Origin of the sequence: Micromonospora sp. CCTCC AA 2012012, assembly GCF_040499845.1 — a bacterium.
In the GTDB taxonomy this organism is placed as follows: Bacteria; Actinomycetota; Actinomycetes; order Mycobacteriales; family Micromonosporaceae; genus Micromonospora; species Micromonospora mangrovi.
The window spans coordinates 1,845,982-1,860,295 of record NZ_CP159342.1 but is presented as its reverse complement, the minus strand read 5'-3'; the positions used below and the strand labels follow the sequence as shown (position 1 = coordinate 1,860,295).

Sequence of the window (14,314 nt, the reverse complement as noted above, 5' to 3'; positions counted from 1 at the left end):
CGGGGCGGATCAGGCCGTCGTGTCAGCAGTCCCACACCGGCGACTGCGGTCGGCAGCAGGACGACGGCGTGGACAGCTACTCCTTCCAACACTAGTCCTGTCAGGACTAGTGTTGGCTTGGATAGTAGGCTCCGCGGGCGGCGGCAGACAAGGAGATGGAGGTGACGCGGGTGGCGTCATCGGAACGGGGCATCGTGGGATGGCTCGCCCTGGGGCTGCTCCTGGACGGGCCCGCGAGCGGATACGACCTCTGGCACCGCGCGGAGCGGTCGGTGGCGCACTTCTGGCCGGTGACCAGGTCCGCGCTCTACGCCGAGCTGCCGCGACTGGAGCAGCGCGGTCTCGCCAGCTCGGCCGAGGTGCCCCAGCGCAACTACCCGGACAAGCGCATCTATGCGGCCACCGAGGCCGGGCGGGCGGCGTTCGTCGACTGGATCACCGGCGTGGAGCTGGCCGAACGGCCCCGGCACCCGCAGCAACTCCTGCTGTTCTTCGCCGCGCACGCGCCGGCCGCGCACGCTCACCGGCTGCTGACCGGCTGGCGCCGGCAAGCCGAGCAGGTGCGGGAGAACTGCCGGCAGATCCTGCGCGACAAGGGCGGCGACCCCGACGGGCGGCAGCTACCGGTGCCGGCGGACCCGCGACTGCTCACCGCCCTGTTCGGGCTGCGCCGAGCGGAGGCCGACCTGGCCTTCCTGGACGAGATCGCCGACACCGTCGGCACCCCAGCAGGCGCCGGGCAACCGCCGTCCGACATCCCCGAACGGGCTGACCGGTGAAAACCCGGTTGACCGTCCCGTGACGATCGGGCCGTGACCACTTCCACCTGGACCACGGCTCCCGCGCTCCCGGACCACCCCGACGCGGCGCTCCTGCTGCGCGAGTACCTGACCGAGATGGTCGTGCGCTACCACCGGCGTCCGCCCCGGGCCGGCGAGGTGGACGCCGCGCTGGCCGAGTTCCCGAGCGACGACCTGGTGCCGCCGACCGGGTTGCTGCTGCTCGCCTGGTGCGGTGGGCGCCTGGCCGGCTGCGCGGGTTTGCGCCGGCAGACCGACGGGGCGGAGCTGACCCGGGTGTACGTGCGGACCGCGTACCGGGGGCGCGGTGGCGGGGCGGCGCTGCTCGCGGCGGTGGAGCAGCGGGCCCGGGCGGCGGGCGTACGGCGGATCCGCCTGGACACCCGCGCCGACCTGGTCGAGGCCCGCGCCCTGTACGCCCGCCACGGCTACCAGGAGGTCCCCGCCTTCAACGCCGGGCGGTACGCCGAGCACTGGTTCGAGAAGGTCCTCACGGTTGACGACCCCACGCCGACGCGCTAAAACAGGAATCAGGAACTTGAGTCACCAAGACTCAACTTGACACCTTCGGCCAGGAGACCCGAGGAGGCAGGACCATGCTGATGCGTACCGACCCGTTCCGTGAGATCGACCGGCTCGCCGAGCAGTTCTTCGGCACCACCGCCCGCCCGGCGGTCATGCACCTCGACGCCTACCGCGACGGCGACTGGTTCTACGCCGCCTTCGACCTGCCCGGCGTCGACCCGGACAGCATCGACTGCACGGTGGAGCGCAACGTGCTGACCGTCCGCGCCGAGCGCCGCCGCCCCACCGGGGAGAACGTCGAACTGGTCGCCGCCGAGCGACCGATGGGCACCTTCACCCGGCAGCTCTTCCTCGGCGACACCCTCGACACCGACAAGCTCGAGGCCGGCTACGACAACGGCGTGCTGACGTTGCGCATCCCGGTCGCCGAGCGGGCCAAGCCGCGCCGGATCAGCGTCACCGCCAGCAACGGCAACGGCCACAAGCAGATCAACGCGTGACGTCAGACCCGGCGGGGGCGTCCGGTCCGGGCGTCCCCGCCGGCGGGTAGAGCCGGGCGAGGGCGTGCGCGGTCGCGGTGATCCGGTCGCGCAGCTCGTCCGGCGCGAGGACCACCACCTCCGCGCCCAGCTTGAGCAGCTCGACGTGGGCGTGCTTGACCGACTCGATCGGCACGGTGGTCTCCAGCCAGCCGTCCGCGTCGGGCTCACCGGCGGCGGCCCGGGCGGCGCGGCTCATCGCCGGCGGGAAGACGAACGGCATGAACTCCAGCGCCGCCACGGTCAGCCGGATCCGGGCCTCGCCGCGGTAGACGTCCCGTTCGTACCGCTCGGTCCACTCCCGCCAGTACGCGGCGAGGTCGAAGTCCGCCGGCCGGTCGAACCGGTCGTCGCGGACCACCAGGTCCAGCACCGCACCGACCCGGTAGGTGCGCACCTCGTCGCCGCAGGCGGCCACCAGATACCAGCGACCGGCCTTCAGCACCACGGCGAGCGGGGCGAGGTCCCGGGTCACCTCCCGGGGGGTCTTCCACCGTCGGTAGCGCACCTGCACCAGCCGGTCCTCCCACACCGCCCGGGCCAGCCCGGCCAGGTGCGGCGTCGGCTCCGGATTGCGGAACCAGCCCGGCGCGTCCAGGTGGAACCGGTGCCGCATCCGGCCACCCCGGTCGGCCAGCTCGTCGGGGAGCGCGGCGAGCAGCTTCAACTCGGCCGCCGCGAGCACTGGCCCGAGCCCGAGGTCGGCGGCCGGGCCGGGCATGCCGGCCAGGAAGAGCGCCTCCGCCTCCGGCGCGGTCATCCCGGTCAGCCGGGTGCGGTAGCCCTCCAGCAGCCGGTAGCCGCCGGCCGGGCCACGGTCGGCGTACACCGGCACCCCGGCGGCGCTGAGCGACTCGACGTCCCGGTAGACGGTGCGGACCGACACCTCCAGCTCCTCGGCGAGCTGCGGCGCGGTCATCCGCCCCCGGGTCTGCAGGAGCAGCAGCAGGGAGACCAGCCGACCGGCGCGCACCGCCCGACCGTATCGCCGGTCGGCGGAAATCCGCTCGCCGGGTCGCGTCCCGGCTGGCAGAGTCGGAGTCGACAGCGTCGCCGACCCGCAGGAGCCGACCGACACATGTGATCCGCAGGACGCGGCCGGGCACCGCCCGCCGCCACGGCCCCCGACCGCCGCCCGTTCCCGGGCGCGGTCCCGCCTGTCGTCCCGCGGAGGACCACCCGTGTTGAAAGCCATCTCCCTGAGCAAGCAGTACGACGCCGAGCCGCTCTTCACCGGCCTCGACCTGATCGTCAACGCCGGCGACCGGATCGGGCTGGTCGGCCCGAACGGGGTCGGCAAGTCCAGCCTGCTGCGGGTGCTCGTCGGCGAGGAGTCCCCGTCGAGCGGGCACGTCGCCCGCGCGCCCGGCACCACCGTCGGCTACGTCGCGCAGCAGGCGTCCGATCCGTCCACCACCGTCGGTGACTTCCTCGCCGACGGCCTCGGCGAGCTGCGCCCGCTCGCCCGCGAGCTGCGGGACCTGGAACGGCGGCTCGCCGACGGCGACACTGGCGTTCTCGACGCGTACGGGGCCGCGCAGGAGCGTTGGACGGCGCTGGACGGCTGGCGGGCGCAGGCCCGGCTGACCGAGGTCCGCCAGCGGCTCGACGTCGACCACCTCGACGACGCGACGGGGCTGCACCGGGTCAGCGGCGGGGAGCGGGCCCGGCTCACCCTGGCCCGGGTGCTGCTGGACGCCCCCGACCTGCTGGTCCTCGACGAGCCGACGAACCACCTCGACGCCGACGGCATCGCCTGGCTGGCCGACTGGCTCGCCGGGTTTCCCGGCGGGGTGCTGGTGGCCAGCCACGACCGGGCGTTCCTGGACCGTACGGTGCACCGCATCGTCGAGCTGGACGGCATTCACGACGAGCCGCAGACCTACACCGGCGGGTACACCGATCACCGCGCGGAGAAGATCCGCCGCTGGCAGCGACTGCTGACGGACTACGAGGCGCAGCAGAAGGACCACCGTCGCTGGCTGGCCGACATCGACCGCACCAAGGCGCAGGCGCGCGGGGTGGAGGAGTCCGTCCGCAGCGGTCTCGGCTCCGACCAGCTGCGCCGCTACGCGAAGAAGGTGGCGAAGAAGGCGAAGGCGCGGGAGCGGCGGCTGCGTCGGCAGATGGACTCGATCCGGTGGTTGGCGCAGCCGCGTACCCGACCGACGCTGGCGCTGGCGTTCCCGCAGGAGACGCCGGCGGACGTCGAGGTGCTGCGGGCCCGCGACCTGACCGTGACCGCCGGCGGCCGGCCGCTGCTGGCCGGGGCGGACCTCAGCGTGCGCGGCGGGGACCGGATCCTGCTCACCGGCCCGAACGGCGCCGGCAAGACCACCCTGCTGCGGGTCCTCGCCGGGCTGCACGCCGCCGACGGCGGCACCGTCGACGCCGCGACCGGCGTCGCGCTGCTGCCGCAGACCCACGACGACCTGCGCACCGACGTCACCGTCCTGGAGCACTTCCGCTCCCGGGTCCCGGTGTACGCCGACGACGCCGAGCGGCTGCTCGACGGCTATCTCTTCGGCCCCGACCAGTGGGACGCCCGGTTGCGCACGCTGTCGGACGGAGAGCTGCGGCGGCTGGTGCTGGCGGTCATGGTGAACAGCCCGGCGCGGGTGCTGCTGCTGGACGAGCCCGCGAACTTCCTCGACGTCGAGTCCCTCGAGGTGGTGGAGGTGGCGCTGCGCCAGTTCCGGGGCATGGTGGTGCTGGTCAGCCACGACGCGTGGTTCGCCGACGCGGTGGGCGTCGACCGGCGGTGGCGGCTGGCCGACGGCCGGCTGACGGAGGAGACGGCGTGACGGCGCGCCTCGTCGCCAATCGCCCCCGGGGCTGAGAGCCTTTCTCACATGCTTCGTCCCGACGTCCCGGTGCTGTCCCGCGCCTCGACGCGTCCCGCCCTGCGCGGCGGTCCGACCGACTTCACCGAGGCCTGGCTGCGCAACCGGCGGCTGTCCGAGCACACCCGCGACGCGTACCGCCGGGACGTCGCCGGGTGGCTGGCCTGGTGCGCCCGGCACGACCTCGACCCGCTGCGCGCCAACTTCCTCGACGTGAACGCCTACGGCCGGGAGTTGGAGTCGACGACGGCCGTGCGCAGCGGTCGGCCGCTCACCCCGGCCACCGTCGCCCGCCGCCTGTCCGCCCTGTCCAGCTGGTACGACTTCCTGGTCAAGCTGCGCGCCGTCGACGCCAACCCGGTGGCCGGGGCGGACCGCCCCCGCATCGACCGGGACCACTCGGCCACGATCGGTCTCACCCCGGAGGAGGTGGACGCGCTGCTCACCGCCGCCGAGGCGGAGACCGGCCCGACCGCCACCCGCAACCGGGCCGCGATCGCGCTCCTGGCCGACCTGGGGCTGCGGGTGGGTGAGCTGATCTCCCTGGACCTGAGCGACCTGGGCGCGGAGCGGGGGCACCGCAGCGTGCGGTTCGTCGGCAAGGGCGGCAAGGTCCGCCGTCGCGCGCTCACCCCGGGCACCGCGTACGCGGTGGACGCCTACCTCTTCGCGCGGGCCGCCGCCCAGGGGGTGAGCGTGCCGGAGCTGACCGGTCCGCTGCTGGTCACCGCGACCGGCTCCCGACTCGACCGGCACTCGGTGTTCCGGCTGGTGCGCCGCCTCGCCCAGACCGCCGGCATCCCGGCGTGGGCGAAGCTGTCACCGCACTCGCTGCGGCACGCCTTCGCCACCACCGCCCGCGCGGAGGGGGTGCCGCTGGAGGACGTGCAGGACGCGATGGGTCACGCCGATCCGCGCACCACCCGCCGCTACGACCGGGACCGGCACAACCTGGACCGCGACCCGGCGTACGTCATCTGGGCGGCGCGGGCCCGCCGCCGCGGCTGACGGCGGTCCCCCTACCGGGTCGATGTCGGCACGCTCAGCCGGCCGTCGCGCATCTCGGCCAGCCGGTCGACGGCGCCGAGGTGGGTCGGGTCGTGGGTGACCAGCACGGTGGCGGTGCCCTGCCGGCGGGTCAACCGGGTGAGCAGGTCGATGACGGCGGCGCCCCGCTCGTGGTCCAGGGCGCTGGTGGGTTCGTCGACCAGCAGCACGGTGGGGTCGTTCATCAGCGCCCGGGCGATGTTGACCCGTTGGCGTTGGCCGCCGGAGAGCTGGTGCGGGCGTCGCCCGGCCTGGTCGGCGAGGCCGACCGCGTCGAGCAGTTCCAGGGCCCGGCCGCGGGCCCGGGCGGGGGAGCGGCCGTCGAGCTGCGCCATCACCTGGAGCTGCTCGGCGGCGGTGAGGGACGGCAGCAGGTGCGGCTGCTGGAACACGATGCCGACGGCGCGGCGGCGCAGGTCGGTCAGGTCCGCGCGACTCAGGCCGGCGGTGTCGGTGCCGGCGACGGTGACGGTGCCGGCGTCCGGGGTGATCAGGGTGGCGGCGACCGCCAGGAGGCTGGACTTGCCGGAGCCGGACGGGCCGACGACGGCGGTCACGCTGCCCTCGGGCACGGTCAGGGTGACGCGGTCGAGGACGGTCAGGCGGGAGTCGCCGTCCGGGTAGCTGAGGGTGACGTCGTGCAGTTCCAGGCTCATCGGGCGCTCCCCAGGGCGGTCAGCGGGTCGACGGAGGTGATCCGCCGGATGGACAGGGCGGCCCCGAGCACCCCGACCGCCACCATCACGGCGGCCGGGACTCCGACGGTGCCGGCGGTGAGCAGGAACGGCACGGCCGAGCCGGCGACGACGGCGCCGAGCCCGGCGGCCAGGCCGGTGCCGATCAGGGTGCCGCCGACCAGCAGCACGAGGGCCTGACCGAGCGCGTCGGTGAGCAGGGTGCCGGTGGAGGCGCCCAGGGCCTTCAGCACGGCGACGTCGCCGCCGCGCTGGATGGTCCACACCGTGAAGAAGGCGCCGATCACCAGCGCGGAGATCGCGAACAGGAAACCCCGCATGAGCTGGAGCGACCCGTTCTCCGAGCGGTACGAGCCGACGGCGGCCAGCGAGTCGTCCCGGTCGACCGTGCGGGTGCCCACCGTCCGGTCGGTGCCCCGTACGTCCGCGTCGCCGGTGGTGTCCAGGGCGATGACGGTCGCGGTGTCCGGGTCGGTTCTCCCCGGTGTCAGCTGCTGCCACCGGGTCAGGCTGGTCCAGACGACGGGCGTGTGGCTGAACGAGGCGTCACCGCGTACGGCGGCGACGGTGAGCCGCTGCCCGGCGAGGGTGACGGTGTCGCCCACGCCCACGCCGAGGTGGTCGGCGGCGGTGCCGGAGAGGACCGCCGCGTGATCGTCGATCCGGTTGCCGGCCGGGGCGAGCGTCGAGCCGGGCCGCACCCCGAAGGCGGAGACCGCGGTGCTTCTGGTGCCGGCGGTGGCCCTGGTGGTGGTGATGCCGAGCGGTTCGGCGCGGCGTACGCCGGGCGTCGTGGCCCACCGCTGCCACTGCTGCCGCGTGACGGTGGAGTTCGCGTACGACAGCTCCCCGCCCGCGCCGAACGCGATCCGGTCCACGGGCAGGCCGGTGATCGCCGAGACGTTCTGCTGGCCGAGGCCGGCGGTCAGCCCGGACAGCAGACCGACCAGCAGGGTGATCAGCACGATGACGCTGCCCATCAGGGCGAACCGCCCGCGGGCGAACTTCAGGTCTCTCCAGGCGACGAACACCGCTGCGGCCTGCCTTTCCGGGGTGAGGTGTGGTGCCTCCACCTTCGCCGCCGGACCCCGGGCGACGCGTCCGGCGCAGGACAGCACCTGACGCGCCGAAAGGCGGCCCGCCGGTTGCATCCTTCGACAGAGGCGCACCCCGGCGACGGGTCCCTAAGCTGGAAGGACCGTGAACACCGCTCCCGCCACCCGCGTCCTGACCTGGTGCCTGCACCTGCTGACCGTCGGTCTGCTCACCCTGGCCGCCTGGCGGGCGGTGGCCGACAGCCGCCCGTACGCGGGGGCGGTCGTCGCCGTGGCGGTGGCGTGCGGACTGGTCTACGCGGCCGGGCCGCTGCTGCCCCGCGTCCGCCGCTCCCGGCGGGCCGCCGCGGTGTGGCTGGCCGTCCTGGGCGTCGGGTGGCTGCTGCTGCTGGCCCTGTCGGCCGACGGGGTGTGGGTGGCCTTCCCGCTGTACTTCCTCCACCTGCACCTGCTGTCCCGCCGCGTCGGCCTGGCCGCCGTGGTGGTCACCGCGGCGGCGGCCGTCGCCGGCTTCGCCCGGCACCAGGGCTCCCTCCACCCGGCGACGGTGATCGGTCCGGCCCTCGGCGCCGCCGTGGCGGTCGCCGTGACCTGGGGCTACCAGGCCCTGTACCGGGAGAGCGAACACCGCCGGACGCTGATCGAGGAGCTGACCGCGACCCGCGCCGACCTGGCCGAGGCGCAGCACACCGCCGGGGTGCTCGCCGAACGCGAGCGCCTCGCCCGGGAGATCCACGACACCCTCGCCCAGGGCCTGACCAGCATCCAGTTGCTGCTGCGCGCCGCCGAGCGGTCCCTGCCCGGCGCGCCGGAGCGGGCCGCCGCCCACGTCGAGCAGGCCCGGCAGGCCGCCGTCGACAACCTCGCCGAGGCGCGCCGCTTCGTCGCCGCCCTCACCCCACCCGCCCTGGAGGGCGTCACCCTGCGCGACGCCCTGGCCCGGCTGTGCACGACCACCGGCTCCCGGCACCGGCTCACCGTCCGGTTCCACCTCACCGGGGATCCGGTGCCGTTGCCGTCCGCGTTCGAGGTCGCGCTGCTGCGCGTCGCGCAGTCCGCCCTCGCGAACACCGTCCGGCACGCCGAGGCCGGCACCGCCGACGTCACCCTCAGCTATCTCGGCGACCGGGTCGCCGTGGACGTCGTCGACGACGGGCGGGGCTTCGACCCTGACCTGCTGCCCGTACCCGACCCGTGCAGCGGCGGCTTCGGGGTGGCCGCGATGCGTGCCCGCGTCCGGGCCCTCGGCGGCAGCCTCACCGTCGAATCGGCTCCGGGCCACGGCACCGCCCTGGCCGCGCAGCTGCCCCTGCCCGCCGCGGAGGCCCGGCCGTGACCGACGTCCCGATCCGGTTGCTCCTGGCCGACGACCACCCCGTGGTCCGGGCCGGGCTGCGCGCGGTGCTGGAGACCGAACCCGGCCTCGACGTGGTGGCCGAGGCCGCGACCGCCGAGGCGGCCGTCGCGCGGGCCGCCGAGGGCGACATCGACGTCGTGCTGATGGACCTCCAGTTCGGCGGGGGGATGACCGGCGCCGAGGCCACCGCCGCGATCACCGCCGGGCCGGCCGCACCCCGGGTGCTGATCGTCACAACGTACGACACCGACGCGGACATCCTGCCGGCCATCGCCGCCGGCGCCACCGGCTACCTGCTGAAGGACGCCCCGCCCGAGGACCTCGCCGCCGCCGTGCGGACCGCCGCGGCCGGCCGCACCGCCCTCGCCCCGTCGGTCGCCGACCGGCTGATGAACCGGCTGCGCGACCCCCGCGCCGCGCTGACCCCCCGCGAGACGGAGGTGCTCACCCTGGTCGCCGGTGGCCTGTCCAACCAGGCCATCGGGGCCCGCCTGCACCTGACCGAGGGCACGGTCAAGTCGCACCTGGCCCGCATCTACACCAAGCTCGGCGTGGACTCCCGTACCGCCGCCGTCGCCGCCGCGACCCGGCTCGGCCTGATCCGGCGCTGACCGACTGATGTCCACAATGGTCCGTCCGGAGCGTTGACACACCCGCTGCACATGGGCGATCGTCGCTGCGTGACGGCACAGACCGGGGAACGGACAGGGCAGCACGGCGACACCGTGGCGGAACACCGCTACGTGATCATCGGGGCGGGTCCCGCCGGGCTGCAGTTGAGCTACTACCTCCAGCAGGCCGGCTGTGACTACGTCACGCTGGAGAGCGCCGCCGAACCCGCCGAGTTCTTCCGGAACTTCCCCCGGCACCGCCGGCTGATCTCCCTCAACAAGGTCCACACGACCAGCACCGACCCGGAGATCCGGCTGCGCTGGGACTGGAACTCGCTGCTGCACGAACCGGCCGACCTGCCGTTCGCGAAGTACAGCACCGAGTACTACCCGCACGCCGACGACATGGTGCGCTACCTGACCGACTTCCAGCGCTACCACCAGCTCGCGGTCCGCTTCGACACCCCGGTGCACGAGGTCCGACGCGACGGCGACGGCTTCCTGGTGGCCACGCCGCAGGGGACCCTGCGGGCCCGCTGCGTCATCGTCGCCACCGGCTGGGGGCGCCCGAACGTCCCCGACATCCGCGGCATCGCACACGCCACCGGCTACGAGGACATGCCGACCGACCCCGCGCACTACGCCGGGCAGCGGGTGCTGATCATCGGCAAGGGCAACTCCGCCTTCGAGACCGCCTCGTCGATCCTCGGCCACGCCGCGATGGTGCACCTGGCCAGCCCGCGCCCGCTGCGCCTGGCCTGGAACACCAAGCACCCCGGCGACGTCCGGGGCCACCACGGCGCCGTGCTGGACAGCTACCAGTTCAAGACCCTGCACTCGGTGCTCGACTGCGTCATCGACGAGATCCGTCCCGTCGGCAACCGCTACGAGGTCCACCTCACCTACACCCACGCCGACGGCGAGACCGCGGTGATGGAGTACGAGTCGGTCCTGCGCTGCACCGGCTTCGCCATGGACACATCGCTGTTCGCCCCCGACTGCGCGCCCGCCATGGTGGCCAGCGGCCGGATGCCCACCACCACCCCCGACTGGCAGTCCACCAACGTCGACGGGCTCTACTTCGCCGGCACCATCGCCCAGGACCGGGACTTCAAGCGCGCCTCGTCGGCGTTCGTGGACGGATTCCGCTACAACCTGCGGGCGCTGACCGCGCTGCTGCGCGAGCGCTACGAGGGCGTACCGCTGGGTCATGACGTGGTCGCGGCCGACCCGGACGCGCTGACCTCCGTCGTGCTCGACCGGGTCAACTGGAGTTCCGCCCTGTGGACCCAGTTCGAGTTCCTCGCCGACGCCCTCGTCGTGGACGCCGACGGCGGCGTACGCCACTACGTCGACCTGCCCGAGGACCACCTGCGGGACCGCTTCCGCGACCACCCGCACTACTACACGTTCGGGCTGCGCTGGGGCCGCGACGAGTACGGCGACGTCTTCGCCATCGAGCGTCACCCGCAGCCCGACCGGGCTGCCGAGAGCGCCTTCATCCATCCGGTCGTGCGCCGCTACCGGGGCGACACCCTGGTCGAGGAGCTGCACCTGCTGGAGGACCTGCTCGCCGAGTGGCGCCGCCCCGACCGGCACGTCACGCCGCTGCGGGACTGGTTCGCCCGCGAACTGCCCCGCGAGCGCTGACCGGAACTCACCGCCGTACCAGCACCTCCCGCAGGGGTTTGCGCTCCAGGTCGGGCACCCAGGCGTCCGGGGCGGGGAAACCCACCGGCATGACCACGTACGGTCGTTCCTCCGCCGGCCGCTCGCAGACGGTGTTGAGGAACCGCATCGGGCTCGGGGTGTGCGTCAGCGTCGCCAGGCCCGCCTGGTGCAGCGCGGTGATCAGCAGACCGACCGCGATGCCCACCGACTCCTTCACGTAGTACGGCTTGGGCGTACGCGGTCCCTGGTGGACCTCGAACACCACGATCACCACCGGCGCGACCTCCAGGAACGGCTTGCGCCAGTCGGTGCCCATCGGCGCGATCGCCTCCAGCCACTGCGCCGAGGCGCGCCGCTGATAGAACTCCCGCTCCTCGGCCTCCGCCGCCTCCCGCAGCCGGCGCTTGCGCTCCGGGTCGGTGATCACCACGAACCGCCACGGTTGCAGGTTCGCGCCGCTCGGCGCCGTCGACGCCGCCCGGACCGCCTCCTCGATCACCTCCATCGGCACCGGGTCCGGCGCGAAGTGCCGGATGGAACGCCGGGCGGCCATCCGGTCGGCGAACTCCCGTGCCGTCTCGACCATCTGCGCCGCCGGCAGCACCCCGCCGGTGGTGGCGACCCCGATCCTGTCCATGCTGGCCTCCTCGCCGACCCCCGCTCCAGGATCGCCCATGCCGGGCCCCGGCGGGTTATGCGAAAAAGCTCTCCTGCCGCGCCGCCTCGACCTCGCCGGTCGCCGCCGCCAGGAAGTCCACCGCGTCGGTCAACACCCCGCGCCGGGCCGCCGCCGCCCGCTGCCGGGCCGCGCCGCTGCCCGCCACCAGCAGCGACCGCAGCCAGCCGTCCACCAGCTCCGCGTCGCCGGTCGACCGCAGCCGGGGCAGTGCCTGCGCGACCGCGTCGGTCAGCGCCTCCCGCGCCGGGCGCAGCCGTCCCGTCGCCACGTCCAGCAGTTCGCCGTCCAAGCCGTCGCGGGCCGCCCGCCAGTACGCCGCCCGCAGCAGCTCGGCCGGGATGTCGGGGCCGGTGTCGCCGCGCGTCACCGCCTCGTCCGCGCGGACCGCCCAGGCGCGCACCAGCGCGGCCACCAGCGCCGACTCCGCCGCCGTGACCGGGACGTCCGCCACCCGCACCTCCACCGTCGGATACCGGGCCGAGGGTCGGATGTCCCAGAACAGCGTGCCGGTGTCCACGACGGCCCCGGCGTCGACGAGCATGGCCACCACCCGGTCGTAGTGCGCCTCCGAGTCGAACCGGGGCGGCGGACCCGCCACCGGCCACCGGGGCCAGATCATCGTCCGCCAGCTCGCGTAACCGGAGTCCCGGCCCTCCCAGTACGGCGAGTTCGCGGTCATCGCCACCAGCAGCGGCAGGTACGCGCGCAGGTGGTTGCCGACCAGCAACGCCCGCTCCCGGTCCGGCATCTCCACGTGTACGTGCAGCGCGCAGATCGCCAGCTCGTCGTGCAGCCCCCGGAACGTCGCCGTGCCCCGGTCCTGCCGCGGCCCCCGGGTGACCGGTGGGTGGGCCGCCCCGGGCAGCACCGACGTGCCGGACGCCACCACCCGCAGCCCGTCGGCCGTCGCCGCCCGGGCCACCACCCGACGCGCCTCGACGAGCTGGTCGACCAGCTCCTTCACCGACCACACCGGACTGGTCCGGGTCTCCACCTGCAACTCGGTGATCTCCCCGGAGACCCGTGGCCCGAGCTGCTCCGCCGCCCGGGCCACCACGTCGGCGGCGCGGGGCACCACCGACCGGGTCACCGCGTCGACGACGAGGAACTCCTCCTCCACCCCGATCCGCGGACCGCTCTCCGCGTCGTGTCGCGCCATGCCGACAACCGCCTCCCCTTCGCGGCCCACCGGCCGCCGGAGGCGGCCCCGCGACAGGGTATCGGCGACGGGACTCCGAAAACACCCTCAGTCAGCTCCGGTTGACCGTGCGTTCGCCGGTGTGGGCACCCCGTCGGTCAGCACCTGCGCGATCATCGCCGCCAGCAACGCCGTCCGTTCGGGCATCCGGGACAGATCGACCCACTCGCCGCGCGCGTGCGGCAGGCCGCCCACCCCGCCGAGACCGTCCAGGGTGGGCACGCCGAGCGCGCCGGTGAAGTTCGCGTCCGACGCTCCCGCCGCGTACGCCCCGGCGACGGGCGGCAGCCCCAGCCGCGCGGCGGCGTCCTGCGCCAGGTGCAGCAGCGGCGCGGACACCTCCTCGTGCAGCGGATACCGGTTGATCCCGCCGTCGATGCTCAGCCGGGCGCCGGGCAGGTGGGGTCGCAGGGCGCGGACCAGGTCGTCGACGCGGTGCAGTTCCTCCCGCGTCCATGCCCGCACGTCGACCGCGAGGACCGCCGACTCCGGTACGACGTTCGACATCGCGCCGGCGGAGAGCGCGGTCGGGGTCACCGTCGTCTCCCCGGCGGCGAACCGCTGCACCGCCAGGACGTGGTGGGCCACCTCCACGCCCGCGTTGACGCCCCGGTGCGGCTCCACCCCGGCGTGCGCGGCCCGTCCCCACACCGTCAGCCGGTACGCCGACCCGCCCTTGCGGGCCACCTTCAGCTCACCGGTCTCGGTGGACGGTTCACCGACGAGCACCGCCCCGGACCGGGCGGCCTGTCGTTCGATGAGCGCCCGGGAGGCGGGCGATCCGCTCTCCTCGTCGCAGGTCAGCAGCAACCCGACCGGCGAGGTGTCGGGCAGCAGCGACAGCGCGGTGAGCATCTGCACGATGCCGGCCTTCATGTCGCACACCCCGGGACCGGTGGCCAGCGTGCCGCGTACGGAGAACGGCCACTGGTGGACCGTGCCCGCCGGCCACACCGTGTCGAAGTGCCCGAGCAGCAGCACCCGCTGCTCGGCCGCCGGCCAGAGCAGGTGCGGCAGACCGTCGACCCGTACCCGCTGCGCGGGTCGGCCCAGCACCGCGCTGCCCCAGCTCTCGAGCAGGTCGGCGCAGGCCGACAGCCGGTCCACCGCGCCCGGCGGCGACTCGCAGGTCACCAGCTCCGCGAGCCGGTCGACCATCGACGTCGCCCTGACCTGTGCTCCTTGCAGCATGTCCGTCACGTCCGCCATGAGCCGATCGTGTCACCGGCGATCGCCACCGACCGTGTCCGATCGTGCTCATTCGGTGTCGGCAAGCGGCTCGGGGTGTCCCACC

At 74.3% G+C, this 14,314-nt stretch carries 14 protein-coding genes; 8 read left to right on the top strand and 6 right to left on the bottom strand.

The features are described 5' to 3' along the window. The first annotated feature begins 170 nt into the window (after positions 1 to 170). The 3 genes from ABUL08_RS08520 to ABUL08_RS08510 all read left to right on the top strand — a co-directional run bounded on the left by ABUL08_RS08520 (position 171) and on the right by ABUL08_RS08510 (position 1,825). A complete protein-coding gene (locus ABUL08_RS08520; protein ID WP_350936202.1) occupies positions 171 to 779 on the top strand; it encodes a PadR family transcriptional regulator in 609 nt (202 codons plus the stop codon). Positions 780 to 812: 33 nt separating this feature from the next. Then, positions 813 to 1,322 (top strand): GNAT family N-acetyltransferase, encoded by a 510-nt coding sequence (locus ABUL08_RS08515; protein WP_350936201.1) that lies wholly within the window; start codon positions 813 to 815, stop codon positions 1,320 to 1,322. A gap of 74 nt (positions 1,323 to 1,396) precedes the next feature. After that, positions 1,397 to 1,825, top strand: a complete 429-nt coding sequence (locus ABUL08_RS08510) for an Hsp20/alpha crystallin family protein (RefSeq protein WP_350936200.1) — start codon at positions 1,397 to 1,399, stop codon at positions 1,823 to 1,825. Here the strand turns inward: ABUL08_RS08510 and ABUL08_RS08505 are convergent. Next, entirely contained in the window at positions 1,815 to 2,837 is a 1,023-nt protein-coding gene (locus ABUL08_RS08505) for a helix-turn-helix transcriptional regulator (protein ID WP_350936198.1), read from the bottom strand. The two genes, ABUL08_RS08510 and ABUL08_RS08505, sit on opposite strands and share 11 nt — an antisense overlap. 208 nt (positions 2,838 to 3,045) lie before the next feature. Here ABUL08_RS08505 and ABUL08_RS08500 point away from each other — a divergent pair, with 208 nt between their 5' ends. Together ABUL08_RS08500 and ABUL08_RS08495 are read left to right on the top strand one after the other, a co-directional pair. Beyond that, entirely contained in the window at positions 3,046 to 4,668 is a 1,623-nt protein-coding gene (locus ABUL08_RS08500) for an ABC-F family ATP-binding cassette domain-containing protein (protein ID WP_350936196.1), read from the top strand. 48 nt (positions 4,669 to 4,716) lie between these two features. Continuing rightward, complete coding sequence (locus ABUL08_RS08495; protein ID WP_350936194.1) at positions 4,717 to 5,715, top strand: tyrosine-type recombinase/integrase; 999 nt, start codon at positions 4,717 to 4,719, stop codon at positions 5,713 to 5,715. Between the two features lie 11 nt (positions 5,716 to 5,726). Here the strand turns inward: ABUL08_RS08495 and ABUL08_RS08490 are convergent, their stop codons facing one another. Then, on the bottom strand, positions 5,727 to 6,410 hold the full coding sequence (locus tag ABUL08_RS08490; protein ID WP_350936192.1) for an ABC transporter ATP-binding protein: 684 nt from the start codon (positions 6,408 to 6,410) through the stop codon (positions 5,727 to 5,729). Further along, positions 6,407 to 7,522, bottom strand: a complete 1,116-nt coding sequence (locus tag ABUL08_RS08485; protein ID WP_350936190.1) for an ABC transporter permease — start codon at positions 7,520 to 7,522, stop codon at positions 6,407 to 6,409. The genes ABUL08_RS08490 and ABUL08_RS08485 overlap by 4 nt, the downstream gene beginning before the upstream one ends. A 127-nt stretch (positions 7,523 to 7,649) precedes the next feature. Here ABUL08_RS08485 and ABUL08_RS08480 point away from each other — a divergent pair, with 127 nt between their 5' ends. The 3 genes from ABUL08_RS08480 to ABUL08_RS08470 all read left to right on the top strand — a co-directional run bounded on the left by ABUL08_RS08480 (position 7,650) and on the right by ABUL08_RS08470 (position 11,122). Then, positions 7,650 to 8,840, top strand: coding sequence for a sensor histidine kinase (locus ABUL08_RS08480; protein ID WP_350936188.1), 1,191 nt, complete (start codon positions 7,650 to 7,652; stop codon positions 8,838 to 8,840). Beyond that, entirely contained in the window at positions 8,837 to 9,472 is a 636-nt protein-coding gene (locus tag ABUL08_RS08475) for a response regulator transcription factor (protein ID WP_350936186.1), read from the top strand. Before ABUL08_RS08480 ends, ABUL08_RS08475 begins: the two co-directional genes overlap by 4 nt. A gap of 69 nt (positions 9,473 to 9,541) precedes the next feature. After that, positions 9,542 to 11,122: an NAD(P)-binding domain-containing protein gene (locus tag ABUL08_RS08470; protein WP_350936185.1), complete on the top strand. Its 1,581-nt coding sequence runs from the start codon at positions 9,542 to 9,544 to the stop codon at positions 11,120 to 11,122. A gap of 7 nt (positions 11,123 to 11,129) precedes the next feature. Here ABUL08_RS08470 and ABUL08_RS08465 read toward each other — a convergent pair whose 3' ends face one another. From ABUL08_RS08465 to ABUL08_RS08455, 3 genes are all read right to left on the bottom strand, one after another. Beyond that, on the bottom strand, positions 11,130 to 11,780 hold the full coding sequence (locus ABUL08_RS08465) for a nitroreductase family protein (protein WP_377522634.1): 651 nt from the start codon (positions 11,778 to 11,780) through the stop codon (positions 11,130 to 11,132). Between the two features lie 55 nt (positions 11,781 to 11,835). Then, the gene (locus ABUL08_RS08460) at positions 11,836 to 12,981 is read right to left on the bottom strand and encodes a carboxylate-amine ligase (protein WP_350936183.1); all 1,146 of its coding nucleotides are present in this window, start codon (positions 12,979 to 12,981) and stop codon (positions 11,836 to 11,838) included. Positions 12,982 to 13,068: 87 nt separating this feature from the next. Then, a complete protein-coding gene (locus ABUL08_RS08455) occupies positions 13,069 to 14,229 on the bottom strand; it encodes a M20/M25/M40 family metallo-hydrolase (protein ID WP_350936181.1) in 1,161 nt (386 codons plus the stop codon). Positions 14,230 to 14,314: the final 85 nt, after the last annotated feature.

Coding starts and splice junctions, on each gene's coding strand:
- ABUL08_RS08455 (WP_350936181.1), bottom strand. CDS start 14,229: ATGGCGGACGTGACGGACATGCTGCAAGGAGCACAGGTCAGGGCGACG.
- ABUL08_RS08465 (WP_377522634.1), bottom strand. CDS start 11,780: ATGGACAGGATCGGGGTCGCCACCACCGGCGGGGTGCTGCCGGCGGCG.
- ABUL08_RS08510 (WP_350936200.1), top strand. CDS start 1,397: ATGCTGATGCGTACCGACCCGTTCCGTGAGATCGACCGGCTCGCCGAG.
- ABUL08_RS08495 (WP_350936194.1), top strand. CDS start 4,717: ATGCTTCGTCCCGACGTCCCGGTGCTGTCCCGCGCCTCGACGCGTCCC.
- ABUL08_RS08490 (WP_350936192.1), bottom strand. CDS start 6,410: ATGAGCCTGGAACTGCACGACGTCACCCTCAGCTACCCGGACGGCGAC.
- ABUL08_RS08460 (WP_350936183.1), bottom strand. CDS start 12,981: ATGGCGCGACACGACGCGGAGAGCGGTCCGCGGATCGGGGTGGAGGAG.